Origin of the sequence: Brachybacterium sp. UMB0905, assembly GCF_002871795.1 — a bacterium.
Classification (GTDB): domain Bacteria; phylum Actinomycetota; class Actinomycetes; order Actinomycetales; family Dermabacteraceae; genus Brachybacterium.
Genome location: NZ_PNHL01000004.1, coordinates 124,207 through 148,985 on the forward strand (window position 1 = coordinate 124,207; position 24,779 = coordinate 148,985).

Here is a 24,779-nt window from a genome sequence, read left to right on the forward strand (position 1 = left end):
CGGCAGCGCTAGTGGCGGCTCAGGTGACGGGGTCGCCCTGGACGGGGCCTTCCCGGTTGGATTGCCAGCCCAAGGCGGGGGCGACGTGCTCGGCGAACGCCTCAAGGATGTGGAGGTTCAGCTCCACGCCGGCCTGCGAGGGGATGGTGAGCATGAGGGTGTCCGCGCTCATCACGGCGGCGTCGGCCTGTAGCTGGGTGATGAGCTTGTCGGGCTCTGCGGTGTAGGTGCGGCCAAAGGTCGAGCGGTGCCCGTCGATCACCCCGATCTGGTCCCGTTCCTCACCGGGGCGTAGGCCGAACAGATGCCGATCCCGGTCGGTGACGATCGGGAAGACGCTGCGGGAGATGGAGACGCGCGGGGCATGGGTGTGCCCGGCCGCGCGGAACGCGGCGCGGTAGCGCTCGATCTGCTCGGCCTGCAGGTCCCCCAGGCTCGCGCCGGTCGCCTCGGTGAGCAGGGTCGAGCTCATGAGGTTCAGGCCCTGTCGGCCCGTCCACTCCGCGGTGTCGCGAGAGCCCGCACCCCACCAGATCCGATGGGCCAGGTCCTCGCTGTGCGGTTCGATGCGCAGGCCCTGCCCGGGGGTGACGGGTGCGCCGTAGGGCCGCTCGGCGGCGCGGGCCATGCCCGCGCCGCGGATGGCCTGGAGGAACACGTCGAACTTCTCGCGCGCGATGTCCGCGCCTCGAGGGTCGGTCGAGCCGGTGTAGCCGAAGGCCTCCCAGCCGCGGTCGGCCGGTTCAGGACTGCCCCGTGAGACGCCGAGGGCCACGCGGCCGTCCGCGATGAGGTCCAGCGCCGCGGCCTCTTCGGCCAGGTGAAGAGGGTTCTCGTAGCGCATGCCCGGGTTGTAGCACCCGTTGTCAGCGTCGGCGCGCTTTACAGCACAACGCTGACGGCAATCCTGGCTGGTTTTCGATGAAGGCGGCTCTTCCTGCGCTGAGCGTCGGTGCGATGATCGCGCAACCCGGCGGTGCTCCACCCTCATAGAGGCGCATCAAGTACTTCGCGCAGCTGATCGACGGTGGGCGAACCAGCCAGCCCGGCAGGAGTGCGGAACACTCGACAGGCGAGCCCCACCGGCGTGTGCTCGTCGGCGAAGGGGTCGGAACCGTCAATGAGGACGGTCGGGGACCCGTGGAACCCGAGGCGGGCGGCGTCCTCGGCAGTCTCGACTCGCTGATGCACGACGCGGACGTCCGATCGGCCGTCGAGGGCCTCGGTGAGCCGCCGGTCGAGCACCTCCCAGTTCGGGCACCCGTCGAAGTACTGCAACGTGATCTCCATGATCCACTCCTCTCAGGCTCTGTCCGCGCGGACCGCGGCCGGTGACGCCGTCTCAGGCGACGCGGCCGCCGCTTGGCTCTTGCGGGCACGCGCGGCGCGCAGCCCGTTGGCGATGACGACGACCTCGGCGACCTCGTGGACGAGCACGACTGCGGCCAGGCCGAGCACGCCGGTGATGGCCAGCGGCAGCAGCACGGTGATGATCGCCAGGGACAACACGATGTTCTGGTTCATGATCGCCCGGCCGCGGCGGGCGTGCCGCAGCGCCTGCGGGATCAGGCCGAGGTCGTGTCCGGTGAAGGCGACGTCGGCGGACTCTATCGCGGCGTCGGAGCCGGTCGCGCCCATCGCGATGCCCACGGTCGCACCGGCCAGGGCGGGGGCGTCGTTGATGCCGTCGCCGATCATCGCGGTGGGTGACTGCTCGGAGAGCTGGGCCACGATGCGGGCCTTGCCCTCCGGCCGCAGCTCGGCGTGCACGTCGCCGATCCCGGCGATCTGCGCCAGGGCGTGGGCGGTGCGGGCGTTGTCTCCGGTGAGCATGCTCACCTCGACGCCCTGGCTCTTCAGCGTGCGCACGACGTCGGGGACCTCGGGGCGCAGCTCGTCGCGGACCCCGATCGCCCCGGCCAGGCGGCCGTTGACGGTGACGAGCACGCAGGTCTGGCCCTCGGCCTCCAGGTCCTCGACCCGGGCCTTGAGCGGTCCGGCGTCGATCCAGCGGGGGCTGCCCACGCTCACCCGGAGGCCGTCGACGGTGCCGCCGATGCCGTGGCCGGCCTCCTCCGTCACCTCTTGCGCGGCGGGGGCTCCCTGGCCCGCGGTGGCGATGGCGGCGGCGAGAGGGTGCGTCGAGTGCTGCTCCACCGCCGCGGCCCAGGCGAGCACCTGCGCGTCGTCGAAGCAGTCGGCGGCGACGACGGCGGTTACCTCGGGCCGGTTGCGGGTCAGGGTGCCGGTCTTGTCCACGGCGAGGTGGCGGATGCCGCCGAGGCGCTCGAAGGCGGCACCGCTCTTGATGACGACGCCGAACTTCGTCGCAGCCCCGATCGCGGACACCACCGTGACGGGCACCGCGATCGCCAGCGCGCACGGGCTGGCCGCGACGAGCACGACCAGGGCGCGGGTGATCCAGGTCTCCGGGTCGCCGAGCAGCGAGCCGAGCACGCCGACCAGGACGGCGAGGACCATCACGCCGGGCACCAGCGGACGGGCGATCCGGTCGGCGATGCGGGCCCGGTCGCCCTTCTCGGTCTGGGCCTGCTCGACCAGCTCCACGATGGTGGTCAGCGAGTTGTCGGTGCCCGCCGCGGTCGCCTCGACCTCCAGGACCCCGGCGGTGTTGATCGCGCCCGCCGACACTGCATCATCGGGGGCGACCTCGACCGGGATCGACTCGCCGGTGATCGCCGAGGTGTCCAAGCTGGAGCGACCGGACCGGACAGTCCCGTCGGTCGCGACCCGCTCGCCGGGGCGGACCAGCAGCACGTCGCCGACGGCGATCTCCTTGGCCGGGACTTCGACCGAGGCATCGTCGCGCAGCACGGTCGCGGTCTCCGGCACAAGCTTCAGCAGCGCGCGCAGGCCCCCGCGGGCGCGGTCCATCGCCTTGTCCTCCAGGGCCTCGGCGATCGAGTAGAGGAACGCCAGTGCGGCGGCCTCTTCGACGTAGCCGAGGATGACCGCGCCGACGGCGCTGATCGTCATCAGCAGCGCGATCCCCAGCTTCCGCTTGACGAACAGGTTCCGCAGAGCGCCGGGCACGAACGTGTACGCGCCCAGCAGCAGGCCCGCCCAGAACGCGACCAGCGCCGCGACGTGCAGTTCCGACCACTCCAGCACCAGGCCGGTGCCGAACGCGACGCCGGAGAGGATCGGCACCACCAGACCCGGATCGCGCCACCACGGGCGCTCGGCCTCCTCGGCCTCTTCGGCGGCACTGGTGGTCGGCTCGTCGCAGCCGCAGGCGGCGCTCACGAGGCGTCCCCTGAACCGGTCGCGGCGCAGCAGCCGGGCACCGAACAGTGCGGGTCGATGCACGGCGCGCTCTCGTCCACCGCGAGCGTGACGTCCACCAGCGCCGTCAGCGCCCCGGCCAGGTGCGGGTCGGCGATCTCGTAGCGGGTCTGGCGGCCCTCGGGCTCGGCGACCACGATCCCGCAGTCGCGCAGGCACGTCAGGTGGTTGGACACGTTCGAGCGCGTCAGCCCCAGCTCGCGCGACAGCACGGCAGGGTGGCTCGGGCCGTCGAGCAGGGACATCAGGATCTTGGAGCGCGTCGGGTCGGCCATGGCCCGGCCAAGCCGGTTCATGACGTCGAGGCGCGAAGCAATAGTCAGCATGCACTGAACTATACAGTGCACGCTGACCAATCGTCCAGATGCAGGGGCTGCCGCACGCGCTCCGCGCGCTTGCCCTCGGGAATCGCGGTCACCTCTTGCGCCAGCTCGGCCACGTCGGCATCCCGCGGCCCTTCCACGTCTCCACCAAGCCGGCGACCCAACGCACGGACGCGAAGAGGGCGTAACCGGCCCCGGCGAGGCCAGCGCCGACCGCGAGCCAGCGCCCGATCCCGAGCCACACGCTCCCGTCCACGTCCACCGCCCACTGAGCGCCCGTGATGAGCCCGGCGATGCCCATCCAGAGCCCGGCGACGACCACGACCACCGGCAGGAGGGCGAGGCGCATCGCCGCGGCGACCGACCAGAGCTGACGGGCCCCCAGCGTCGCCGTGGCGGCGATGATCCGCTCGGCGCGCTCGTTCGACGCGTCGATGTTCGCCGTCATCGTGGCCGAGGCCTCCCCGGCGACCTGCTCGACCGCCTTCTCGACCCGCTCCTCGGTGCGCTTCTCGATCCGCTGCACGGCACCGCCGACCTGGCTCACGAGCTTCTGGTTGTCCTCGGCCAGGGACTGGAGCTTCTCAGCCGCCGAGGCCGTAGCTGCTCGATTCATTTGCGCTTCGGCGATCAAGCTCTGCGAGGCGCTCTGCAGCTGCTTCCCGTCGAGACTCTGCGCGAACTCTCTGAGCGTGCTCTCGATCTCGCTCAGTCTGCTCTCGACGCTCTCGATCTGCGGCGACTTGTTGACGGACGGCTGCAAGGTCGACGGCAGGCCCTTCAGCTCCTCCTTGACGGTTTCCTCGATCGCGATCCGCAGATACGACTTCAGTCCGTTCACGGCCTTCGTCTGCCTGTTGACCGCTGCGATGACGTCGGCGTTCGTAGGCTCCGACAGATTCGACGCCGTCGAGCTCGGCTCGGTCTCCTGCTGCTCGTTATTTCGTCGAGAATGCTCATTGCTCTGCTCCTTCGGTCGGTTGTTCTCGTGGAACTCGAAGATTTGCTGTGCGCCCTCGGCGGTGAACTCGGGCGTCAGCCCGGATGCTTTCTTCCGGCCGAGCTTGCCGTTGTCGGCCCGGCGCATCTTGTACGTCCAGCCGTCACGCTGGGTCTCTGCGAGGGCGACGCCATGCTCGTCGAGTACCTCGGTGAATCCCGCCCTGTCCACTGACCGCTTGTCCCGCAGCGAGGCGGCGACCTTGTCCCCGAGGATGCGCTCGAATCCGACTGACGCGAAGTCCTCCTGGCGCTGCGACCAGTCCGGCTTTGCTTGCTCCGGCGACGGGAGGACCTGGCACCCCTCGTCTTGCATCAGTTCGTCGTTGGCCTGGCGCAGGCCGTTCTTCCACGACGTGTTCCGCTGCAGCGACTTCCCGGTGAGGTTGTCGTGGTTGATGACGTAGATGTGGTTGTGCAGGTGCCCGCCGGCCGAGTCGGCGTGGGTGACCACGAGGTGATCGGCCGAGTGCATCCGCTCCGCGAGCTTCACGCCCAGCTCATTGACCCGCTGCACGTGCCCCCGGTCGTTCTTGCCGAACTCGTCCGGCGAGAAATTCTGCGTGTACGAGTACAGCTCGTTCTTCCGCCCGTGGGCCCTCGCCAGAGCCTCTGCGCGGGCGACGAAGGCCCACGGCGACTCCACCGAGCACGACATCGCTGCGGCACGATCGGTGCCGGTCTGGACGTGCTCTGTGCGCTTGTCCTTGTCGTTGCCGTACAGCGCGTACCCGACCGAGTCGCTGGCGGACCGCGACGGCTTCACGTTGACCGTACTCATAGCGCCGTCCGATCCCCGAGCTGTGCCCGCACGGCATCCATCGATTCCATGACCTCGCGCAGCAGATCGTCGTCGAGGGCACCACCGCGACGCACCGCCTGGTTCAGGTTGATCCCGATTCGGCGCACCTGCTCGACCGCCTGACCCAGCTCCGGCGACGGCGTGGAGGCCGCCGCGACCTCTAGATGCCCGAGACCGTCCCGGCGGGAGTCCAGGGCGTCGAGAATGACCGTGCGTACCCATTTGCTCGGCTTCACACCGAGCCTGCGAGCACGTCGCCGAACCGCTTCGCGCTCCGCCTTCGTGAACCGCACGTCGATGCTCACGTCGCGATTCGCCTGGGGCTCATCGACTCCATGACCATCATTGGTGTTGGGAGCCGTACGGTCAGGGCCAGCAGGGTACTTGTAGCGCATGTCGATCACGCCCGTGCCCACTTCGATCCGCTCGGTGCGGGCGGCGATCGCGGAGAGCAGCGGCATGGGTGCGGCGGACTGCTGCGCGAAGTGGTGGACGCGGAAGTAGGCGCCGTTGACGCCCAGTTCCTCGGCGCCCACGGCGATGTCCATCGCGTCGTGGAGCATCTGGCGGGCGGTCAGGCCGCCCTGCTCGGGGCGGCCGCCGTAGTGACCGAAGCTGAGGAATCCGAAGGCTCGCATGAGACAAGCCTAGCCCGGGTGGTTGAAAAGTTGATGAATAGTGTCGGAGCAGGGCGTGTGGGCGCGGGTGCTCGCGAAGGTCCAGTCGCTGACGCATCAGCGCGGCGAGCTCGACTGGATGGCCTCGATCGACTCGACGATCGTGCGCGTGCATCAGCACGGCGCGACCCTCAAGCGGGACACAAAGGGCCAGGTCGAACGACAAGGAGTTCAGGGCCGAGCCTCCTGATCACGCGATCGGCCGTTTCAACAAAATCAAGCAATGGCGCGGCATCGCGATGCGCTCCGACAAGACCGCCCGGAACAATCACTCCGCCGTCTGCCTCGCCGCAACACTCCAATGGGTTTAGCAACACGCCCTACTGGGCCTGGCGGCCATCGAGCACCTCGGTGCGCTCGTGCGGGCCCTCGTGCCGCAGCGCCCCGCCTTCACCGACGCGGAGCCCGCCCCCGCCCCCGAGCACCTCGCCGACGCACCGTCGATCGCGCAGGTGCAGATGGTCGTCGTCTCCTCCCCGGCCCCGGAGGAGACCACCGTCGGCGGTGGCTCCTGGTACGCGCTCGGGCAGCACGGCGAGCAGCTCGCCCTGCTGGTCCCCGGTGAGGACGGCGCCGAGGTGCGCGAAGCCGCGCCGGGCTCCCTCGCGGACGCGCTGTGCGCGAAGGTGATCGGCGCGATAGATCACGTCACCGCCCACGCCGCGGGGAGGGCCGCCTGATGAGCTTCCAGGGCATGGACACCGAGCAGGTCACGGGACAGTCCGAGGCGCTCGCCCGGGCGGCGCAGCGCCTCGAGGGGCTGCTCGGCGGCTGAACGCTCTGCTCAGCGCGCGACGTCGAGCTGACCGACCCAGGAGATCGGGGAGACCCGGCCCTCCTCGAGCTGGTACTGGCAGCCGACGATCCCGAGCCTGCCCTCGGCGACCGCGTCGGAGATGACGGTGGACTGGCGCATGAGGGCGTTGACCGTCTCGTTGAGGTGGCGACGGCCCACGGCGTCCACGTCGATCAGCGTCGGCTCGACGTAGGGGCTGACCTGCTGGGTCGCGAACCACTCCTGCTGTACGGCCGGGCGGATCTCCTCGAGCTCCTTGCGGATCGCGGGGGTGACCTCGCTGGGGTTCGCGGTGGTCTGGTCGATCGCGGCCTTCACTGCGCCGCAGGAGCCGTGGGCGAGCACCACGATGACGGCGACGCCGAGCTCCGCGACCGCGAACTCCATGGTCGCGACCGTGTTCTCGTTCGCGATCTGGCCAATGTTGCGCACCACGAAGAGATCGCCCAGGCCGCAGTCGAAGAGGATCTCCGCCGCGACGCGTGAGTCGGAGCAGCCCAGGAACGCCGCGTTCGGCGCCTGCGCCCCGATCAGCTCGGAGCGACGGGCCGCGTTCTGCTGCGGGTGGCGCAGCTCCCCGGCCATGAACCTCTCGTTCCCCTCGGCGAGGGCGTCCCAGGCCTGCTGGACGGTGACGCGGGGAGTAGTCATGGGGGCGGTCCTTCGTGGTGGGGTCCGCCGGGCGGGTCCGCTCGGCGCAGGGGCGCGACCTCGCGGGCTCACGCCCCGCCGCAGGATACTCCCGCGTCCGCTCCGGCTCCGTGGCGTCCGCCGTGAGGGCGTCGCCTCAGGCCTCGTGCTGGTTCACGACCAGCGGGTCCGAGGCGCGCAGCACTGCCGGATCCAGCTCCATCACCGGTGCGGGGTTGTGGAGGAACCGGCCCCTGACCAGGGCGGGCAGCACCTCGATACCGTCCCGCGGGATCTCCCCCTGGCATACGACGATGCGCGCTGCGGAGATGACCTCGCCCGCGGCCCGCACTCGGGCGGCGTCCATGGCGTCGTTCGCGCCCGCGATGACGACGATCGAGTTCTCGCCGTCCTCCGCGACCGTCACGATCGCCAGTCCCGTCGGCCCCTCGATCTCCGCGACATGGCCGAGGTCGACGCCGGCCTCGCGCAGCGCGGACAGCGCCACCTCGGCCTGGACGTCGGAGCCGACGGCACCCACCATCGCGACCCGGGCGCCGAGGCGCGCGGCGGCGACCGCCTGGTTCGCTCCCTTGCCGCCGGGGAGCATCTGCCCGCCCGTGCCGTGCAGCGTCTCCCCGGGCCGGGGGTGGCGCTGCACCTGCGCGAGGAGGTCGACGTTCACGGAGCCGACGACGACGATCGTGCCGTCGGGCGAGGAGGCGGTCGCAGCGGTCATGACGGGAAGCCTTCGGTCAGGAGGCGTGATCCACGCAGGTCCTCGCCGTCGGCCGGACCTCGAGGCGGGCGCGCGGGATCGGCCGCCCGCACACCTCGCAGATGCCGTAGCTGCCGTCCTCGAGCCGCTGCTCGGCGGCGTCGAGATCGACGAGGTGCTGCTCGTCACCGGCCAGCAGGGCCTCGGTGCGGGAGCGGTCCACGGCGGTGGTCTGCCCCTCCGGGTCGTGCTCGTCGTCGGTCGAGGTCAGCGCCATCCCGTCGAGGATCGCGGCGTGGTCGCGGCGGAGCGCCTCGATCCGCTCGTGGGTGCGGGTGCGTTCGGCCTCGAGCAGGGCGCGGAGGTCGTCGGAGACCACTCAGCCCTCGCTGCCGGAGATGTTGACCTGCCACACGATGCCGAAGCGGTCGGTGAAGGCGCCGTAGACATCGCCCCACATCTGCTTCTCGAGCGGCATCGTGATCTCTTCGCCCACGGACAGCTTCTCGTAGGCGCTGCGCAGCACCGCCTCGTCATCCCCCATCAGGGAGAGGGTGACGTTGGTGCCGCGGGTGTACCCGCCCATCCCCTCGACGACGTCGGAGGCGTGCAGGCGGATCAGCTCGGTGACCTCGAGGGCCTCGCCGTAGAACTCGAACGCCTCCCGGGTGTTGCCGTCGAAGTCGAGGTAGGGGTGCAGTGCAGCGGGCATGGCGGACGTCCTTCTCGGCGCCGGCGTCGGCTCGGTGCCGGGCGCTCGGGGAGAGCCTAGGCGCAGGGGCCGACAGTCCACGAGAGGGGCGGACGGGGCAAAACACCTCGGGCCAGTCGCTCGTCAGATACGCCTCGACAGCCCGATGTCGGAACGAGTAGGGCTTGCCGCGTCGGATGATCCCACGGAGGGAGTCCAGTCGCTGCGCGGCGACGCCGGGGTATGCGTCGGCAGCGATCTTCCGCATCAGCGAGGACTTCCCGAGGCCCGCCTCACCGAGGATGGTGCGGCCCCGGTCGTGGAGGCCTGCGAGTTGGCGAGGCCGCAGGACGTCGCGCCAATCGCTGAGCTGCGCCGTGCGGCCGGCCCAGACCTGCGGGACGGTGTCGGCGCCGGGGCTGAACCGCGAGTCGAGCGGTGTGCGCACGGCGTTAAGTGGCTCTTCACAGTTGACGGTGTAGTTCGGTTCTGAATCCTCCGGTGTCGAGTAGGGCGCGGATGACGTAGTGGGCGAGATTGCGGAAGCCGAGGGCGGTGCTACGGAGGTGCTTGAGGCGGCCGTTGATCGCTTCTGTCGCGCGTCAGACTTAGTGGCAGGGCCGTTATGTAGGTCCTGAAGGAGAGTCAGACATGGGTAGACCACCCTCGATTCCGGCGGAGAAGAAGACCCGGATAGTGCTGAGCGTGCTGGCCGGCGAGATGTCCATCGCCGAAGCGGCACGCAAGGAGAAAGTCAGCGAGCAGTCCATCGGACTGTGGAAGGCCGAGTTCCTGGAAGCCGGCAAGACCGCCCTGGTGGCCGGCAAGTCCGGACCATCCTCCCGAGAGGAACAGCTGGAGGCCGAGGTCGCCGAGCTGACCCAGGCCTTGGGCGAGGCACACCTGGAGGCCAGGGTGTGGAAGAAGTCCGCGGAGGGCCGGCTGGGCCCTTCGAGGACCTCGAGGTGATCCGCGTGGAAGCGGGCATGTCGACCGCGAGGTTCTGCCAGCTCTTCGACATGCCCGAGCGGACCTGGCGCCGCTGGCAGGCCAAGGCCCGCACCGGGACGGCGGTGAAGGGACCGTGGCCGCAACCGGCACGGCAGGCCGCCAGGGAACTGGTGGTCAAGCACGCGCTGGCCCATCCGGCGTGGGGGCATCGGAAGATCTGGGCGATGGTCCGCCACGACGGGCATGTGGTTTCCGAGGCGACCGTGCTGCGGATCCTGCGCGACGAGGGGCTGATTCTGCCCGCGCAGTACCAACGGGAGCGACGGAAGCTGGCCGAGCGGCGCAAGGCCGCGTTCGCCACCGAGCCCTCAGGCCCGAACCAAGTCTGGCAGCTGGACTTCAGCGAGTTCGAGACCACCACCGGAGGGACCTGGCGGCTGGCCGGGTGCCGGGACTACTGGTCCAAGTACGAGCACCCCTTCCACGTTTCGCCCACCGGGAACCAGCACGACGCGATCGACGCGATCGAGTTGGCCCTGGCCGACTACGAGGCCATGTTCGGTCACCCGCTGGTCGAGGCCTGCCCGGTCGATCCCGAGACCGGTGAGCTGTTGCCCGTGGTGACCATCGTGACGGACAACGGCGGGCCGTTCCGGTCCTTCCGCTTCGAGTCCTTCATCGCCGCCCACCCCGAGCTACACCACGTGCGCACCCGAGTGAAGCCCCCGGGGCAGAACGGGTCCCGTGAACGCGGCTTCGGCACGCTGAAGTACGAACGGCTCTACCTGGACGAGATTGACGACGCGATCGTGCTCGCCGAGCGGGCCGAGGACTACCGGATCGAGTACAACGAGCTCCGGCCCCACGAGGCCATCTCATGGAACCGGCCCAAGGAGGTGCACCTGGGCCTGGCCGACCCCACCACCCCGACATTCAAAACCAAGGAAATCCTGCCAACTACTTGACGCGGGACACCGCGGCGCTCTAAACCCTATTGCACCCGGGTAGTGGGAGGAGGCGCCCTTCAGATCTGGTGCTCTCATGGGGCTCAGCCGATGATCGCGGACCAGGGATCGGTCCTGATCTACGTTGACTTCGCGATGCGCAAGACGCAGTTCACCTCGTTAGTTGCCCTCGCGAAGACCACCAGGTCTCCTACTGTCTGGAGGTGCACAGCGCCCACCTCCTGCGTACGCTCGTCCGCGTGACCTCCTTGCCCTCGATCTCCCTGCGCCGACGCCGCTTCGCGCTCTACGCCCTGTTCCTGCTGCCTGGCCTGAGCATGTCGGCCTGGGCCGCCCGCACCCCGGCGGTGCGGGACCTGCTGGACGCCTCGACCGCGCAGATGGGGCTGGTGCTCTTCGGCCTCTCGATCGGGTCGATGCTGGGGATTCTCTCCTCCGGACCGCTCGTGATGCGGCTCGGCACCCGTCCCGTGGTCCTCGCGGGTTCGACGTTGGTGGTCGTCGCACTGCCCACGATCGCGCTCGGCGCCTCGATGGGACAGCCGCTCCTCACCGCCTTCGGCCTCGCGCTGTTCGGCGGCGGCATGGGCGGCGACGCCGCGGCCCGCGATCTGGAAGGACCTGCGGCTCGTGTGCATCGGCGGGGTCGTGCTCGCCATGGCGCTCGCCGAGGGCACCGCCAACGACTGGCTGCCGCTGATCATGGTCGACGGGCACGGCGTCGGCGCGACGATGGGCTCGCTCGTGTTCGCGCTGTTCGCGGCCTCGAGGACGATCGGCCGCTTCTCCGGCGGGCCGATCGTGGAGCGCGTCGGCCGCTCCCGCGTGCTCCTGGTCAGCGCCCTGTTCGCCGCGACCGGCCTCGCGCTCATCGCCTACGTGGACAGTCAGGTCGTGGCCGTCGTCGCCGTCGCGCTCTGGGGCCTCGGCGCCTCCCTCGGCTTCCCCTCGCGGTCGCGCTCCTCGCGGCGGTGCTCAGTCCCGCCACCGCGACGCGCAGGCCGACGGCGGAGGAGCAGCTGGGGACGGCGGAAGCAGGGGGAGGGTCCGCGGCGTCTGTTCTGTGAGGTGAACAGGCCGTGTTCCTCGGCGGCGCCGCGCTCAGACGTGCAACGTTCGGGCCTTTTCACGCGCGTGCACGTCGGGGCTCTCCATCTGGATGGTCGCGTGCTCGAAGGCGACGGGGAAGTGTGTGCGCACGCACTCGTGGACCTCCTCGAGGATCTCCATCGCGTGTGACGAGCCGAAGCACTCCTCGCCCACCACCACGTGCGCGGAGAGGATCGGCAGGCTGCTGCCGACGTTGGAGGCGTGCAGGTCGTGGACGTCCTGGACGTGCTCGAGAGCCAGCAGGTGCTCGCGCACCTCGTCGAGGTCCACGCCCTCGGGGGCGTACTCCATGAGGATCCGCAGGGTGTCGCGCAGGATCCGCACCGCGCGCGGCACGATCAGCGCCGCGATGAACAGGCCCGCGAGCGCGTCGGCCTGCTGGAAGCCGGTGAAGCGGATGACCAGCGCCGCGACGATCACGCCGAGGGAGCCGAGCGCGTCGTTGGCGACCTCGAGGAAGGCGGCCTTCATGTTCAGGCTGGTGTCCCTGCCGCCGGCGAGCACGAGGATCGCCACCAGGTTCACCGCGAGCCCGACCGCGCCGAAGACGAGCAGCTCCGTCGAGGCGATCTCGGGCGGGGCGGCGAGGCGGCGCAGCCCCTCGATCGCGGTGTAGGTGCCGACGACGATCAGCAGCGTCGCCTGGGCCAGCGCCGCGAGCACCTCGATCCGGGCGAAGCCCCAGGTGCGGGTGGGGCTCGCGGGGCGCAGCAGCATCGTCGCCGCGATCAGGGCGACCAGCAGCCCGGAGGCGTCCACGAGCGCATGCGCGGTGTCGGTGAGCAGGGCGAGGGAGCCCGTGACCACGCTGCCGACCGCCTGCGCGAGGACGATCAGCGCCGTCAGCCCGAAGGCGATCGCGAGGCGGGTGCGGCCGGTCGTCGGGGAGGCATGGCTGTGGCCGTGGGTGTGCGAGGCGGTCATCGCGGGCTCTCCTCGTCGGCCGGGCCGCCGCCGACGCGCGGGTCGTGCAGGTGCTCGTGGATCGTCGGCGCCGCGCCCGCGCCGGAGAGCATCGTCGCGGCCATGGCGAGCAGGGAGCGCAGCTGCTCCGGGTCCGACAGGGAGAACCAGGAGGCGCGGCCCTCGCTGCGGGAGCGGATCAGTCCGCAGTCCCGCAGGCAGGCGAGGTGCTTGCTGACCGTGGACTGGGCCAGGTGCAGGTGGTCGACGAGATCCCGTACCCGGTGCTCGCCGGTGGAGAGGTGCTGGAGCAGCGTGAGCCGAGTCGGCTCGGCCAGCGCGTGGAAGAGCGCGGCCTGGGACTCGTCCACGTCGAAGAGAGGGGGAGAGGATTCCATCGGCATCGCCATATGGCAATGATAGCGATGAATGGCGATGAATGGGAGGTAGGGGCGCGGGTTCTCGTGGCGACTTCCGTGGACGTCATGTGCTTCAGGTGCGTGATGTACGTGGATTTCTTCGGTGACTCCCCGGCTCGGAGGCGGACGGTCGGCGTTCGGTGGGGAGGGGTGGGCGACGACGGGCCCTCGCCGCTGGTTTATGCCCCCTAGGGGTATAGGGGCAAGCCATGAGCACACAGCACGAGGGGCACGGGCGGCAGGACCCCACGTCGCCCTCGGCGTCGGAGGCGGCGATCGGGGCACGCACCAGCACGACGGCCACGACATGCACGCCGGTCACGACGCGTACGCCGGGCACCACGGGCACGGCGATCACGTCGCGCAGTTCCGTCGGATGTTCTGGATCATGCTGGTGATCGCGGTGCCGGTCGTCGGCCTTTCGCCGATGTTCGCGCACCTGATCGGCTAGCGCATGTCGATCACGCCCGTGCCCACTTCGATCCGCTCGGTGCGGGCGGCGATCGCGGAGAGCAGCGGCATGGGTGCGGCGGACTGCTGCGCGAAGTGGTGGACGCGGAAGTAGGCGCCGTTGACGCCCAGTTCCTCGGCGCCCACGGCGATGTCCATCGCGTCGTGGAGCATCTGGCGGGCGGTCAGGCCGCCCTGCTCGGGGCGGCCGCCGTAGTGACCGAAGCTGAGGAATCCGAAGGCTCGCATGAGACAAGCCTAGCCCGGGTGGTTGAAAAGTTGATGAATAGTGTCGGAGCAGGGTGAGGGGATGCCGGGTGGGGTGGCTCATGCCGGGAATGCTGCCGCCGCCGTCGAGCGGCGGTCGCGCAGGTGCCTCCAGCACCCGGCAAGAGCGCCGAGCACGGCGATGCTCAGCAGCGCCAGCCCGGGGCCGGGGAGCCGGCCGCCGAGCCCGTCCTCGAGGAGGAACTCGAGGGCGAATAGCCAGTGCAGCACCACCAGCAGGGCCAGTGGCACCGTGAGCAGAGCCAGCAGTAGAGCGCTGAGGCGCCGTGGGCGCAGCGCCGCGGTCACCGCGAGAACCACCACGAGCGGTGCAGTGAACACCCACAGCAGATGCGGGACACCATCGTGCAGGCGCGCGGCGGCCGGCAGGAGCTCCAGATGCATCTCGTCCTCGTGGAACGGGGTCCACCACAGCGGCGCCCCCAGTCCCACCACGGCAGTGACAGCGGAGACCAGCGAGGCGATTCCCACCCTGCGCCCTCCACGCGTCCCGTCACGAGGACCTTCAGGCGGCTCGTCCCGCAGCTCCGGACCGGAGCCCGGCGCCAGCAGCGCCGCCGCCGTCAGCAGCACGGATCCGAGTAGTACGGGGATGAAGAAAAGGGTCGGCGCCCCCACAGCCCTGCCACCCCGCCACTGCCCGTCGGCACCCTGTCCGTCCCACATGAAGACCATCGCCGCGGGCTGGATGACGATGAGCACCGTCAGCACCGCATGCGCCGCCGCCAGACCGGCCCACAGCGCCCCCGGACCGCGGGAGCGGCGGGTGTACGCCACAAGGGCCAGCAGCGCGGGCAGGAGCAGCAGCCAGACCAGCACCAGCACTGCCGAGATTGGGTGCAGGAACGCATCGGTGAGCGCGATCAGCGGTTCCGCGGCCACGGGGCCGCCCACGTAGATCCATGCCGGGCCGAGCAGGCTCAGCCAGGGCAGGACGGTGGCGAGGGTCGCGAGCAGGGCGGGGGTGTGCCGTCTCATCGTTCGCGCGCTTCCTCACGCTGTCGCGCGAGGTCCTCCGGGGTGGCCTCCTCCACCCCCTCGGCTCCGGCATCTCGGGCGTCGGTCTCCACAGGCTGGTTCCGCACCTGCTCCGGGGTCATCCCGAGGAAGTTCACGTCATCACTCCTGCGTCGGGGGCACCGGCGGGGCCGGCGCTCATGGCGTGGTCGCGCGTGTATCGCCTCAGTTTATGGAGAGTCGGGGGGCTGTGGCGATGGGGAGAATTCCCGTTCAGCCACGATGCCGCAGCGTTCAGATCCGCGCGAGCGTGGAGCCGGGCACGAACTCGCCGGGGATCACCTCGTGGCGGACCTCCCGCCGTTCGGGACCGGTGCTGCCGGGCGGGCCCTCACCCGCATCCTCCGCGGCGATGAGCAGCTCGCCCATCCGCGCCACTGCGCGTTGCACCACCTGCGCCACGGGCAGACGCACGGTGGCGAGCCCCAACAGGTCCAGGCCATCGCCCATCCCGTCGAACCCCACCGCGGAGACGTCCTCGCCGATCCGCACCCCGCGTGCGGCGGCGGCGCGCAGAAGATCCAGCGCCACATAGTCCACCGGGCAGACGATGCAGCTCAGCTGCTCCGCCTCGGCCAGGTCCAGGGCCCGCACCACCCCGTCGGCCTCCGGCAGCAGCTCCACCTCGCGGGTGGCGACCCCCAGCTCCGTGCAGCGCGCCAGCAGGCTGCGCACCCGCTGATCGAACACGCGCGAGTACAGTACCGGGGCGCGCAGCACCGCGATCCGTCGGTGCCCGCGCGCGTGGATCTGCTCGGCCATGAGCCGGCCGTGCGTGGCCTCGTCGTAGCTGACCGAGTCGATCAGCGGATGCGCATTGGGGCGACCGACGATCATCATCGGCACCGAGCTGACGGTCTCCACGAGGTCCTCCGCCGCCGTGACCCCGGTGCCGATGAACACGCCGGCCACGCGCTGGCCCAACAGGCGGTGCAGTCCCTCGACCTCCGCGGTGCCGTAGTCGTGGCGGAAGGCGGTGACGGAGATGAGGGTGCGCCCGGCGTCCTCGACCGCCCGATGCATCTCCGCGTGCAGATGCCCGTAGGCGGGGTTGGTGGCATCGCGGATCAGCAGACCGAGCTGCCGACCGTGGCGCTGCGCGAGTCCGCTGGCCACGAGGTTGTGCACGTAGCCGAGGCGCTTGGCGGCCTCATGCACGGTGATCAGGGTGTCTGGAGAGACGCGCTCGCCCTTGTTCTGGAACACCCGCGAGACCGTGGAGCGGGAGACCCCCGCGGCGCGGGCCACGTCCTCCATCGTCGGCTGGCGAGCCATCGAGCAATACCTCCCAGATGCATAAGTCGCCGCACGATAACCCTCCTCAGTGGCGGTCCCGGCGTCCCGACGGTGACGTGCGGGTGAAGACTCCCGGTCACCGGCTCGCGCGGCCCAGAGCCGACGCTGAACAGCGAATGAACATGTGATGGCAATGTGCCGAACACCAGGCCGACGGACGGAAAACTCACGCCCGTTCACACCATCGGGCGACATTGTGGGAGCGCTCCCACCTGCGGTGACAGATGGCGTTCATAGCCGGTTCACCTGCACCGATGCCTTCTTGGCGGAGCGGCGGCCGACGGCCTACGGTCTCGGTGACGGCAGCGCATGCGCCCCCTCGGTCCCGTGCATCGGTCCCGTGAGCGGCTCGGCCTGAACCCGCGAGCGACCCGGACTGTGCATCCCGGGATCGTCCCCGAGGCCTGTGCTCGCCGCCGTCGCTGCTACAGACCACCCCGCCGTGATCCCCACGGGCTCGACCACCGCACGCTGGGAGCGCTCTCATGACCACCACCGTCCGCACGCACTCGCGTCGGCGATCCACCACCGCCGCCGCGGGTGGCCGGGACGCCGCGTCCAGCACCCACGCCACGGGGAGCACGGCCACCGGTGATGCCCGCACCGCCGATGGCTCCGGGTCCACCGGCGTGGTGACCGCCGAGCAGCGCCGCCGCTCCCCGCAGCGCCGCCGCCGTGTGCGCCGGGACGCCCTGCTGTTCGCCGCGCTCATCGCCCCGAACCTCATCGCAATCATCGTCTTCAGCTACTACCCGTCGATCTACAACATCGGCCTGAGCTTCTTCGACTGGGACTTCGTGGACCCCTCGCCGGAATGGGTGGGCACCGAGAACTACACCGACCTGTTCACCGATCCCAAGTTCGGCCGCATTCTGCTGAACACGCTGATCTTCACTCTGGTCAGCGTGTTCGGGTCGATCATCGGCGGGATCCTGCTGGGGAGCCTGCTGGCCACGAAGCTCCCGCTGACCGGCTTCGCCCAGACCATGGCCTTCGCCCCGCACATGCTGCCCGGCGCCGCCGTCGGCACCCTGTGGCTGTTCATCTTCGACCCGAACTACGGGCTCTCGCGCTGGCTGTTCTCGCTGGTCGGCATGGCATCTCCGGACTGGACCACCACCTCGGACTGGTCGCTGTGGGCGATCACCATCGCGTATACCTGGCAGCGTCTGGGCTTCGTCACCGTCATCTGCTACACCGCGATCCTGGACCTGCCCAAGGACCTGTATGAGGCCGCCGCCCTCGACGGTGCGCACGGCTGGAACCTGTTCCGTTACCTGACGCTGCCTCTGCTGAGCCCGATCACGTTCTTCCTGTCCATCACAGGTGTCATCTCCGCCGCGCAGGCGTTCGACATCATCTCGATCATGACCGGCGGCGGGCCGGGCATCTCCTCCTCGACCCTGAGCTGGATGGTCTACGAGGAGGCCTTCAAGAAGTTCGACATCGGCTCGGCCTCCGCGGCCGCCACCGTCCTGCTGGTCATCCTGCTGGTCCTCACGTACATCCAGGTCCGTGTGGGAGAGAAGAAGGTGAACTACGACTCATGAGCACCCACGCCACCGTCAACGCGCCAGGGACCGCCGGAACCGCCGAGGCCCCACGTCAGTACCGCCGGGCCCGCGGCCCGCATCGGCCCGCCTGGCAGACCGCGCTGTTCATGGTCGGGATCATCGGCATCATCGCCATCTTCTTCGTCCCGCTGTACTGGCTGTTCTCCTCGGCCTTCAAGCCGCGGGACGCGATCTACACGTGGCCGCTGCAGTGGATCCCCACCGCGCTCACCCTGGACAACTTCGCCGAGGCCTGGTCCACAGCGCCCTTCGACCGCTTCTTCCTGAACTCCATCATCACCACCCTGGTGGGCACCGGACTGGAGATCACGCTGGCGATCCTGTGCGCCTACGCCTTCGCCTTCGTCGAGTTCCGTTACAAGAAGATCGTGTTCGTGCTGATCATCGCGTCGATGATGCTGCCCGGCCACGTCACCCTGATCGTCAACTACATCACCGTGGCGAACCTCGGGTGGCTGAACACCTACCAGGGTCTGATCCTGCCCGGTATCGCCAGCGCCTTCGCCATGTTCCTGCTGCTGCAGCACATGCGCACCATCGACGCGGACATCATGAAAGCCGCAGAGATCGATGGGGCGGGGCACCTGCGCCGGATGACGACCATCGCCATTCCGCTGTCCACGCCGATGATCATCACCGCCACCCTGATCGTGATGGTCGGCAAATGGAACGAGTACGTCTGGCCGCTGATCGTCACCAGCACCACGAACATGCGCACCCTGCCCATCGGCCTGCTCTTCCTGCGCAGCCAGGAGGGCTACTCGAACTGGGGCGCCATCATGGCCGGCACCGTCTTCGTGTCGCTGCCGATGCTCGTGCTCTTCTTCCTCGGCCAGAAACGGATCATCGGCGGTCTCGCCGCCGGTGCCCTGAAGTGACCCTGCCCTCTGACTGAACATCGCCGCCTCACGGGGCATGTGCCCCTGTGCCGGCCCTGCCCCGCCGCCCTGTCCCACCTCGACCTCGATCCCACGACCCGACCCGATCGCACCTTCCCAAGGAGATGTCCATGACCAGCCCCCGTTCCTTCTCCCCGTCGCGTCGCAGCATCCTGACCGCTCTCGGCCTCGGCGCGGCCGGTGCCTCCCTCGCCGCCTGCGGCGCCCCCAACGGCGGCAGCGCGGAGGACGCTGACCAGCCTGTCCGCGACGGCTTCAGCCAGGCTGACATCACCGTGCCCGATGAGTACAAGGACCGCACCCCGATCCTGTTCTGGGCGCCCTTCACCGGCGACCTCCTCGAAGTCCTCAACGGCCTGTTCACCGCCTTCAACGAGTCTCAGAACGACATCGTCGCGGTCGCTGAGTCCGTGGGCGGCTACGCCGATCTGAACCAGAAGTTCACCGCCGCGCTGCAGGCCCGCACCGTGCCCGACATCGTCTGCTTCCCAGAGATGCAGTGGCTGCAGTTCTACTTCTCCGGCGCGCTCGCCCCGCTGGACGGCTACTTCGATGACGAGTGGAAGCTCGACAACTACATCGACAACTACACGCCCGAGTGCAGGGCCGCGGACCAGACCTACCTCGTGCCGTTCGCCCGCTCCACCCCGCTGTTCTACTTCAACCGCACCCGTTACCAGGAGCTCGGTCTGCCGGAGGAGGGCCCCGAGACCTGGGAGGACCTCGCCGAGTTCGGCAAGGAGCTCTCCAGCATCAAGGTCGAGGGACGGCCGCTGAGCGCGCTGGCCTTCTCCACCGACGATGCCTGGTTCTCGCAGGCTGATATCTGGGGCTTCGGCGGCCGCAACAGCGACGACGACTTCAATGTCACCATCGACGGCGATGCCGGGGTCGAGTGGCTGGAGTTCCAGCGCAAGATGATCCACGAGGACAAGGTCGCCTACATGGCCAAGTCTGCTGGCACCGACTTCGAGTCCGGTGTCGCCGCCGGCAAGCGCGGCTCGACCGCAGGCCTGACCGGCACCACGAAGGCCGTCGGCGACAAGTTCGAGGTCGGAACCGCCTACATGCTCTCCAAGGAGGGTCAGGAGAAGGCGGTGCCGACCGGCGGCTCGGGACTGTCGATCGTCCGCGCTGATTCGAAGGACCGCCAGGACGCCTGCGCTGAGCTGTTCCGCTTCCTGGGCACGCCCGAGAACTCCGCGACGTGGCACATCGGCACCGGCTACGTGCCGATCGTCAAGGCCGCCCGCGACACCCAGGAGGTCAAGGACCTCGTGGCGAAGGACCCCAACTACGAGGTGGCCCTCAACCAGCTGGAGATCGCCCGCACCGCCGACTACACCAACTGGTTCCAGTCCGCGATCACCGAGATCTCCACGGCCGCTGCGCAGGTGCACGGTGACGGCACCGACCCCAAGACGGCGCTGGGCTCCATCAAGGACACCCTGCAGGAGATCCTCGACGACAACCGCGAGGACATCGAGAAGATCGACTTCGAGAGGATCTGAGCATGAGCAAGCTCGCCACGAGCGCATCGGACGTGCCCAGCTCTGGCACCTCAGGCGCCCCCGGCACGGCCGGTGCACGGCCCGACCGTCGCATCCCGCAGCTGGTGGGCCATCGCGGCGCTGCTGCGGTGGAGCCGGAGAACACCCTGCTCTCCTTCCGTCGCGGTGTGGCCGACGGGTCCGCGTGGCTGGAGTGCGATGTGCACCTCAGCGCCGATGGTCGAGACGTGATCATCCACGACGCCACCATCGACCGCACCGCGCAGGAGAACTCCCCGCTGCGCACCGGTACCGTCGCCGAGCTCACCCGCGAGCAGCTGGACCGTGTGCTCGTGGGCGGCGACCAGCACATCCCCACCCTGGATGAGGTGCTCGATGCCGCGGTGCGGCCTGACGGCACGCGGGTGCCGCTGCTGGTGGAGATCAAGGCCCCGGCGGCGATCGACCTTGTGCTGGAGATCGTGGGCCGACGGTTCACGCCGGAGGACTTCGCGGCCGATGGCGCGGATGCCTCCGGGCAGCCGCCCGTGACGATCCTGTCCTTCCACGCCGAGCCGCTCGCCGTGGCGCTCGAGCGCGCCCCGTGGATCCCGCGGATGCGCACCACCACGGCGACGTCCCCGGAGTTCTGGCAGTCCGTCCAGCAGCTGCAGGCCACGCAGGTGGGGGTGCGGATCGCCGATGCCCGCCAGGTGGATGTGGAGCGCGCCCGCCAGCTCGGTGTCATCCTGAACCTGTGGACCGCCCGCAGTGAGGAGGAGCTGGAGCGTGCCCTCGAGCTGGGCTGCGACACCATCACGGTGGACGACCCGGCCTGGGCCCGCGAACGGATCACGCAGCGCAGCCGCTGACCGCCCGGCGCGCTCCGCGGCGGCGGCCCCGCTCACCCCTTTCCATCCCCGTGACCCCTTGGAGCACTCGTGACCTCGTCCCTCCCCGCAATCGTCGGCCACCGCGGCACCCCGGAGCAGGCCCCGGAGAACACCCTCGCCTCCTTCCGCCGCGCGATCGCGGATGGGGCACAGCTCCTGGAGTGCGACGTCCACCTCAGCGCCGACGGCCAGGTGGTGGTGATGCACGATGAGAGCATCGACCGCACCGCCGCTGCGGACTCGCCGCTGCGCAGCGGGTCGCTCAGGGAGCTGACCTGGGAGCAGATCCTTCAGGTGCGCCTGGAAGGTGGGGAGCGGGTGCCGCTGCTGAGCGATCTGCTGGAGATGACTACCGTGCCGGTGTTCATCGAGGTGAAGGTCCCCGCGGCGGCCCGCGCCGTGGGAGAGATCCTCGCGGGACTGCCGGCGGGGTCACCGGCCGCGGCCTCGACCGTCATCTCCTTCCATGCCGAGGCGCTCGCCGAGATCCGCCGAGGCGCTGACGTGCCTGTGTCCTACCTGGTCAAGACCGTGGATGAGGACGCGATCCGCGTGGCCCGAGAGCTGGGCGCGGCAGGGATGGGGCCGGCGATCGACGGGCTGTGCCTGGCCGCCGCCCGTGCCGTCCGCGAGGCGGGGCTGTCCCTGAACCCATGGACCATCAACACCCCCGAACAGCTCCAGGTGGCCCTCGCGTGCGGCGCCGACACCATCACGACGGACCGGGCCGCATGGCTGCGGGGCGAGCTCGCCCGGCGATGAGGGGGTTGCCGCGCCGCCCGGTGGTCTGTCACCCCTGTCTGCGATAGTGGAGGAATGAGCATCTCCCATCTTGCGGAGGACACCGCTGCGCTGCGCAAGGCACGCGGGGCGTTCTTCACCCCGGCGCCGTTGTCCCGTTTCATCGCGCAGTGGGCGCTGCGCTCCGCGACAGACCGGATGCTCGAGCCCTCGGCGGGGGATGCCGAGTTCATGGTGGCCGCCGCCCACCGTCTGCGAGAGCTCGCCGGTGATGAGAGTGCCATCATGGTGGATGGGGTGGAGATCCATCCACCCAGCGCCGCGGCCGGAGAACGCCGAGTGCGACAGGCCGGAGCGCAGGCACGGATGAGGGTCGCAGACTTCTTCGATGTCGCCCCGGAACCTCATTTCGACGCCGTGATCGGAAATCCCCCGTACATCCGCTACCAGGACTTCACCGGCACCTCCCGCGCGAAGGCGCAGCGTGCCGCGCTGGCGGCCGGAGTGGCGCTGACGGGCCTCGCCTCCAGCTGGGCGGCGTTCACCGTGCACGCCTCCCAGTTCTTGAAGACCGGTGGGCGGCTAGGGCTGGTGCTGCCGGCTGAACTGCTCAGCGTGAACTATGCAGCGCCCGTGCGGTCCTACCTCTTCAGCGCGTTCGCGAGCATCGACCTGGTCCTCTTCGAGCAGCAGGTCTTCCCGGAGGCGGAAGCGGAAGTGGTGCTTCTCCTTGCCGAGGGGTACGGGCAGGGCCCGGCGCATTTCGCTTCGTTCAGCCACACCCGTGACGCGCAGACCCTGGAAAGCATGCCGGAGGAGCCGCAGCCATGGGTCCCGCTGTCCACCGCGGGGAAGTGGACCGCGAACCAGGTCAGCGGGCGGGTCAGCGCCGACGTTGATGCGCTGCGCCGGAGCGGGACCTTCGCGGAGCTGGCGCAGTGGGGTGAGACAACCCTGGGTACTGTCACCGGCAACAACAGGTTCTTCGCGCTCTCTCCACAACAAGTGCAGGAGCTGGGGTTGCGGGGAGAGGACACCGTGCTGCTCTCCCCGCCCGGCAGCGCCCATCTCCGAGGGCTCGAGCTGACTACGGAGGATCTGCAGCGTCTCGGTTCAGCGGGTGGGGCTACACATCTGTTCTGCCCGCCGGAGAATCCGACCGGTGGCGCCGCCGAGTACATCCGGGTGGGTGAACGCAGTGCGGTGCACAAGGGGTACAAGTGCCGCACCCGCCGCATCTGGTACCGGCCTCCGCTGATGGACCCCGCGGATCTGTTGCTGACGTATATGAACGCTGACACGGTGCGTCTGGTGGGGAACCCGGCACAGGCGCGGCACCTCAACTCGGTGCATGGCCTATACCTCGCCCCGGAACATCAGCGGCTGGGACGTGCCGTACTGGCAGTGGCGGCGCTGAACTCGGTGACTCTGCTGGACGCCGAGACCGTTGGCCGCACCTATGGCGGAGGCATCCTCAAGATGGAACCGCGTGAAGCTGATCGCTGGCTCGTACCCTCGCCCCGGACCGTCGCCGCATGCGCCCCGCGCCTGAAGGCCATCCGGACAGAGGTCGCAGAGCTCTTGAGTGAGGGTGACCTCAGCATGGCGGTCGCGCGGGTCGACGCGATCATCCTGCCCGCGGCAGGGCTCGCCGATGAGGATCGTGTCCACGAGATTCGGCAGGCGCGCCACGCGCTCGCCACTCGACGGGCTGTGCGAGGAGGCTCCCGTGGCCGCCGCTAAGGAGAACACCAAAACCCGGGCGTGGCGAGCATTCGACCATATCGTCCACAGCGCAGAGCGAGATGAGGGCCGCCCCGCTCCCTGGACCTGGAAGGACGGTGGGCCGCACTACGTTCCGGACACCGGGACGCTGTGCCGTCTGCTGGGTGTTCCGCTCGCCCTGGGGGCGACGACGACCAGCGGCGTGCCGGCCCTCGCCCTGGATGTGTGGCTCAGCTATGAAATGCGCCGGGCGGGTTTTGACGGCGATGCCGTCTGGCCGCGGTCGACGCACCCAAGGACTTTGCCACGGCAGATCGTCCCATTCCTCGAGGCCCTGCCGTCGGCGGCTGGTCGCGCGGCGCGCGACCGGCTCCTCACTCGAGGAAGCATCACGGGTGTCTCGGCAGCCAGCGCGAACATCCTCGGCAAGAACTATCTCAAGCAGGTGGACGTCATCATGTCGGACTGGCAGACCGGTCCGGAGCTGCTGATCTCTACCAAGCGCATGGACTCCTCCTACGGGAAGAACGCGGCCAACCGCATCGAGGAAGCCTATGGGGACGCGAAAAACCTGCGCCTGCGCCATCCGCTGGCCGCCCACGGGTTTCTTCTGGGGCTGCGATCGGACATCGTGCAGACATCGCCGACGACGGCTGACTGGCTGCTGGACATGATGGTCAAACTCGGGCAGGAGGACGACGCCTATCACGCCACGTGCGTCCTGCTCATCGACTACGCCGACGAAATCTCCTCCCCGTCGGACGACGGTGAGCCGGTGGTAGACACCATCGAAGGGACCCGGGAAGTGGTGCCGTCGGAGCCCGCAGCGGATCCGCCCGATCTGCTTCAGGAGCTCAACACGGCCATACGAACCATGCACGAGGAGGATCGCCTCATTGCGGCTCTCCCGCCTGTTTCGCTGATCGACGAGGGGGTCCCTGCGGCACTATCGCCCAGGCATTTCCTCACCACGCTCATCTCGCATGTTCTGGATGTCACGCCCGTGACGATGCACGAGCAGGCCCGCCGGCTGCGCCGCGCGGCTGCGCCTGCGAGGAGGCAGTGAGGCGGCGCCGCGCCGTACCTGCCGCCGTGAGTGCACCGATCTGTGGCGGA

27 protein-coding genes and 3 pseudogenes are annotated in these 24,779 nt (G+C 69.5%); 13 read left to right on the top strand and 17 right to left on the bottom strand.

Translation table 11 applies throughout. The features are described from left to right. Positions 1-19 precede the first annotated feature (19 nt). The 7 genes and pseudogenes from CJ197_RS05020 to CJ197_RS15875 form a co-directional block, all read right to left on the bottom strand. Entirely contained in the window at positions 20-844 is an 825-nt protein-coding gene (locus CJ197_RS05020) for an LLM class flavin-dependent oxidoreductase (RefSeq protein ID WP_102235656.1), read from the bottom strand. A 143-nt stretch (positions 845-987) separates the two neighbouring features. Further along, entirely contained in the window at positions 988-1,290 is a 303-nt protein-coding gene (locus CJ197_RS05025) for a hypothetical protein (RefSeq protein WP_007321360.1), read from the bottom strand. Positions 1,291-1,302: 12 nt separating this feature from the next. Continuing rightward, positions 1,303-3,267 (bottom strand): cation-translocating P-type ATPase, encoded by a 1,965-nt coding sequence (locus tag CJ197_RS05030; protein ID WP_102235657.1) that lies wholly within the window; start codon positions 3,265-3,267, stop codon positions 1,303-1,305. Next, positions 3,264-3,632, bottom strand: a complete 369-nt coding sequence (locus CJ197_RS05035) for a helix-turn-helix transcriptional regulator (RefSeq protein ID WP_094454062.1) — start codon at positions 3,630-3,632, stop codon at positions 3,264-3,266. The genes CJ197_RS05030 and CJ197_RS05035 overlap by 4 nt, the downstream gene beginning before the upstream one ends. A gap of 88 nt (positions 3,633-3,720) precedes the next feature. After that, positions 3,721-4,263, bottom strand: a complete 543-nt coding sequence (locus CJ197_RS15865; RefSeq protein ID WP_348648024.1) for a hypothetical protein — start codon at positions 4,261-4,263, stop codon at positions 3,721-3,723. Positions 4,264-4,713: 450 nt separating this feature from the next. Further along, positions 4,714-5,409: pseudogene (locus CJ197_RS15870) on the bottom strand (relaxase/mobilization nuclease domain-containing protein); the annotation flags it as partial. Then, positions 5,406-6,068: an LLM class flavin-dependent oxidoreductase gene (locus tag CJ197_RS15875; protein ID WP_369801485.1), complete on the bottom strand. Its 663-nt coding sequence runs from the start codon at positions 6,066-6,068 to the stop codon at positions 5,406-5,408. The pseudogene CJ197_RS15870 and the gene CJ197_RS15875, both read right to left, overlap by 4 nt. Positions 6,069-6,108: 40 nt before the next feature. Between CJ197_RS15875 and CJ197_RS05055 the strand changes: the two genes are divergently transcribed. Together CJ197_RS05055 and CJ197_RS05060 are read left to right on the top strand one after the other, a co-directional pair. Then, positions 6,109-6,297: a hypothetical protein gene (locus CJ197_RS05055; protein ID WP_102235659.1), complete on the top strand. Its 189-nt coding sequence runs from the start codon at positions 6,109-6,111 to the stop codon at positions 6,295-6,297. A gap of 169 nt (positions 6,298-6,466) precedes the next feature. Further along, complete coding sequence (locus tag CJ197_RS05060) at positions 6,467-6,787, top strand: hypothetical protein (protein ID WP_199173876.1); 321 nt, start codon at positions 6,467-6,469, stop codon at positions 6,785-6,787. Positions 6,788-6,891: 104 nt separating this feature from the next. On the opposite strand, the gene CJ197_RS05065 is transcribed toward CJ197_RS05060, so the two are convergent. From CJ197_RS05065 to CJ197_RS05080, 4 genes are all read right to left on the bottom strand, one after another. Further along, positions 6,892-7,554, bottom strand: a complete 663-nt coding sequence (locus tag CJ197_RS05065) for a carbonic anhydrase (RefSeq protein ID WP_102235660.1) — start codon at positions 7,552-7,554, stop codon at positions 6,892-6,894. Positions 7,555-7,690: 136 nt separating this feature from the next. Then, positions 7,691-8,272, bottom strand: coding sequence for a PfkB family carbohydrate kinase (locus CJ197_RS05070; RefSeq protein ID WP_233190651.1), 582 nt, complete (start codon positions 8,270-8,272; stop codon positions 7,691-7,693). A gap of 16 nt (positions 8,273-8,288) precedes the next feature. Further along, positions 8,289-8,630, bottom strand: coding sequence for a TraR/DksA C4-type zinc finger protein (locus CJ197_RS05075; RefSeq protein ID WP_102235661.1), 342 nt, complete (start codon positions 8,628-8,630; stop codon positions 8,289-8,291). Continuing rightward, the gene (locus CJ197_RS05080; RefSeq protein ID WP_102235662.1) at positions 8,631-8,963 is read right to left on the bottom strand and encodes a VOC family protein; all 333 of its coding nucleotides are present in this window, start codon (positions 8,961-8,963) and stop codon (positions 8,631-8,633) included. Between the two features lie 630 nt (positions 8,964-9,593). On the opposite strand from CJ197_RS05080, the gene CJ197_RS05090 reads away from it, so the two are divergent. The 3 genes and pseudogenes from CJ197_RS05090 to CJ197_RS15520 form a co-directional block, all read left to right on the top strand. Beyond that, positions 9,594-9,911, top strand: coding sequence for a transposase (locus tag CJ197_RS05090; RefSeq protein ID WP_102235663.1), 318 nt, complete (start codon positions 9,594-9,596; stop codon positions 9,909-9,911). Between the two features lie 17 nt (positions 9,912-9,928). Then, the gene (locus tag CJ197_RS05095; protein WP_233190652.1) at positions 9,929-10,858 is read left to right on the top strand and encodes an IS3 family transposase; all 930 of its coding nucleotides are present in this window, start codon (positions 9,929-9,931) and stop codon (positions 10,856-10,858) included. Positions 10,859-11,515: 657 nt separating this feature from the next. Next, positions 11,516-11,749 (top strand): annotated as a pseudogene (locus CJ197_RS15520) (sugar MFS transporter); the annotation flags it as partial. A 210-nt stretch (positions 11,750-11,959) separates the two neighbouring features. Here the strand turns inward: CJ197_RS15520 and CJ197_RS05105 are convergent. Continuing rightward, complete coding sequence (locus CJ197_RS05105; RefSeq protein ID WP_102235665.1) at positions 11,960-12,892, bottom strand: cation diffusion facilitator family transporter; 933 nt, start codon at positions 12,890-12,892, stop codon at positions 11,960-11,962. After that, positions 12,889-13,281: a metalloregulator ArsR/SmtB family transcription factor gene (locus CJ197_RS05110; protein WP_102235666.1), complete on the bottom strand. Its 393-nt coding sequence runs from the start codon at positions 13,279-13,281 to the stop codon at positions 12,889-12,891. Before CJ197_RS05110 ends, CJ197_RS05105 begins: the two co-directional genes overlap by 4 nt. Before the next feature lie 316 nt (positions 13,282-13,597). Here CJ197_RS05110 and CJ197_RS15330 point away from each other — a divergent pair, with 316 nt between their 5' ends. Then, complete coding sequence (locus CJ197_RS15330; protein WP_199173887.1) at positions 13,598-13,741, top strand: hypothetical protein; 144 nt, start codon at positions 13,598-13,600, stop codon at positions 13,739-13,741. Here the strand turns inward: CJ197_RS15330 and CJ197_RS05125 are convergent. The 4 genes and pseudogenes from CJ197_RS05125 to CJ197_RS05135 form a co-directional block, all read right to left on the bottom strand. After that, positions 13,741-13,989, bottom strand: a pseudogene (locus CJ197_RS05125) (LLM class flavin-dependent oxidoreductase); the annotation flags it as partial. The gene CJ197_RS15330 and the pseudogene CJ197_RS05125 sit on opposite strands and share 1 nt — an antisense overlap. Positions 13,990-14,067: 78 nt before the next feature. After that, positions 14,068-15,006, bottom strand: coding sequence for a hypothetical protein (locus CJ197_RS05130; RefSeq protein WP_102235670.1), 939 nt, complete (start codon positions 15,004-15,006; stop codon positions 14,068-14,070). Next, a complete protein-coding gene (locus tag CJ197_RS15120; protein WP_158239379.1) occupies positions 15,003-15,143 on the bottom strand; it encodes a hypothetical protein in 141 nt (46 codons plus the stop codon). Before CJ197_RS15120 ends, CJ197_RS05130 begins: the two co-directional genes overlap by 4 nt. Positions 15,144-15,279: 136 nt before the next feature. After that, on the bottom strand, positions 15,280-16,320 hold the full coding sequence (locus tag CJ197_RS05135) for a LacI family DNA-binding transcriptional regulator (protein ID WP_102235671.1): 1,041 nt from the start codon (positions 16,318-16,320) through the stop codon (positions 15,280-15,282). A gap of 506 nt (positions 16,321-16,826) precedes the next feature. Between CJ197_RS05135 and CJ197_RS05140 the strand changes: the two genes are divergently transcribed. The 7 genes from CJ197_RS05140 to CJ197_RS05170 all read left to right on the top strand — a co-directional run bounded on the left by CJ197_RS05140 (position 16,827) and on the right by CJ197_RS05170 (position 24,729). Next, positions 16,827-17,891, top strand: a complete 1,065-nt coding sequence (locus CJ197_RS05140; RefSeq protein WP_102235672.1) for a carbohydrate ABC transporter permease — start codon at positions 16,827-16,829, stop codon at positions 17,889-17,891. Further along, the gene (locus tag CJ197_RS05145; protein WP_102235673.1) at positions 17,888-18,793 is read left to right on the top strand and encodes a carbohydrate ABC transporter permease; all 906 of its coding nucleotides are present in this window, start codon (positions 17,888-17,890) and stop codon (positions 18,791-18,793) included. The genes CJ197_RS05140 and CJ197_RS05145 overlap by 4 nt, the downstream gene beginning before the upstream one ends. 131 nt (positions 18,794-18,924) lie before the next feature. Then, complete coding sequence (locus CJ197_RS05150) at positions 18,925-20,325, top strand: ABC transporter substrate-binding protein (protein ID WP_102235674.1); 1,401 nt, start codon at positions 18,925-18,927, stop codon at positions 20,323-20,325. A gap of 2 nt (positions 20,326-20,327) precedes the next feature. Next, the gene (locus CJ197_RS05155; protein WP_102235675.1) at positions 20,328-21,176 is read left to right on the top strand and encodes a glycerophosphodiester phosphodiesterase; all 849 of its coding nucleotides are present in this window, start codon (positions 20,328-20,330) and stop codon (positions 21,174-21,176) included. Between the two features lie 69 nt (positions 21,177-21,245). Then, the gene (locus tag CJ197_RS05160; protein ID WP_102235676.1) at positions 21,246-21,959 is read left to right on the top strand and encodes a glycerophosphodiester phosphodiesterase family protein; all 714 of its coding nucleotides are present in this window, start codon (positions 21,246-21,248) and stop codon (positions 21,957-21,959) included. Positions 21,960-22,013: 54 nt separating this feature from the next. After that, positions 22,014-23,681: an N-6 DNA methylase gene (locus tag CJ197_RS05165; protein ID WP_102235677.1), complete on the top strand. Its 1,668-nt coding sequence runs from the start codon at positions 22,014-22,016 to the stop codon at positions 23,679-23,681. Beyond that, positions 23,668-24,729 carry a hypothetical protein gene (locus CJ197_RS05170; protein ID WP_102235678.1) on the top strand — a complete coding sequence of 354 codons (1,062 nt, stop codon included), beginning with the start codon at positions 23,668-23,670 and terminating at the stop codon, positions 24,727-24,729. Before CJ197_RS05165 ends, CJ197_RS05170 begins: the two co-directional genes overlap by 14 nt. Positions 24,730-24,779: the final 50 nt, after the last annotated feature.

Coding starts and splice junctions, on each gene's coding strand:
- CJ197_RS05020 (WP_102235656.1), bottom strand. CDS start 844: ATGCGCTACGAGAACCCTCTTCACCTGGCCGAAGAGGCCGCGGCGCTG.
- CJ197_RS05025 (WP_007321360.1), bottom strand. CDS start 1,290: ATGGAGATCACGTTGCAGTACTTCGACGGGTGCCCGAACTGGGAGGTG.
- CJ197_RS05035 (WP_094454062.1), bottom strand. CDS start 3,632: ATGCTGACTATTGCTTCGCGCCTCGACGTCATGAACCGGCTTGGCCGG.
- CJ197_RS15875 (WP_369801485.1), bottom strand. CDS start 6,068: ATGCGAGCCTTCGGATTCCTCAGCTTCGGTCACTACGGCGGCCGCCCC.
- CJ197_RS05065 (WP_102235660.1), bottom strand. CDS start 7,554: ATGACTACTCCCCGCGTCACCGTCCAGCAGGCCTGGGACGCCCTCGCC.
- CJ197_RS05070 (WP_233190651.1), bottom strand. CDS start 8,272: ATGACCGCTGCGACCGCCTCCTCGCCCGACGGCACGATCGTCGTCGTC.
- CJ197_RS05080 (WP_102235662.1), bottom strand. CDS start 8,963: ATGCCCGCTGCACTGCACCCCTACCTCGACTTCGACGGCAACACCCGG.
- CJ197_RS05090 (WP_102235663.1), top strand. CDS start 9,594: ATGGGTAGACCACCCTCGATTCCGGCGGAGAAGAAGACCCGGATAGTG.
- CJ197_RS05095 (WP_233190652.1), top strand. CDS start 9,929: ATGTCGACCGCGAGGTTCTGCCAGCTCTTCGACATGCCCGAGCGGACC.
- CJ197_RS05105 (WP_102235665.1), bottom strand. CDS start 12,892: ATGACCGCCTCGCACACCCACGGCCACAGCCATGCCTCCCCGACGACC.
- CJ197_RS05110 (WP_102235666.1), bottom strand. CDS start 13,281: ATGGCGATGCCGATGGAATCCTCTCCCCCTCTCTTCGACGTGGACGAG.
- CJ197_RS15330 (WP_199173887.1), top strand. CDS start 13,598: ATGCACGCCGGTCACGACGCGTACGCCGGGCACCACGGGCACGGCGAT.
- CJ197_RS05130 (WP_102235670.1), bottom strand. CDS start 15,006: ATGAGACGGCACACCCCCGCCCTGCTCGCGACCCTCGCCACCGTCCTG.
- CJ197_RS05135 (WP_102235671.1), bottom strand. CDS start 16,320: ATGGCTCGCCAGCCGACGATGGAGGACGTGGCCCGCGCCGCGGGGGTC.
- CJ197_RS05140 (WP_102235672.1), top strand. CDS start 16,827: ATGACCACCACCGTCCGCACGCACTCGCGTCGGCGATCCACCACCGCC.
- CJ197_RS05145 (WP_102235673.1), top strand. CDS start 17,888: ATGAGCACCCACGCCACCGTCAACGCGCCAGGGACCGCCGGAACCGCC.
- CJ197_RS05150 (WP_102235674.1), top strand. CDS start 18,925: ATGACCAGCCCCCGTTCCTTCTCCCCGTCGCGTCGCAGCATCCTGACC.
- CJ197_RS05155 (WP_102235675.1), top strand. CDS start 20,328: ATGAGCAAGCTCGCCACGAGCGCATCGGACGTGCCCAGCTCTGGCACC.
- CJ197_RS05165 (WP_102235677.1), top strand. CDS start 22,014: ATGAGCATCTCCCATCTTGCGGAGGACACCGCTGCGCTGCGCAAGGCA.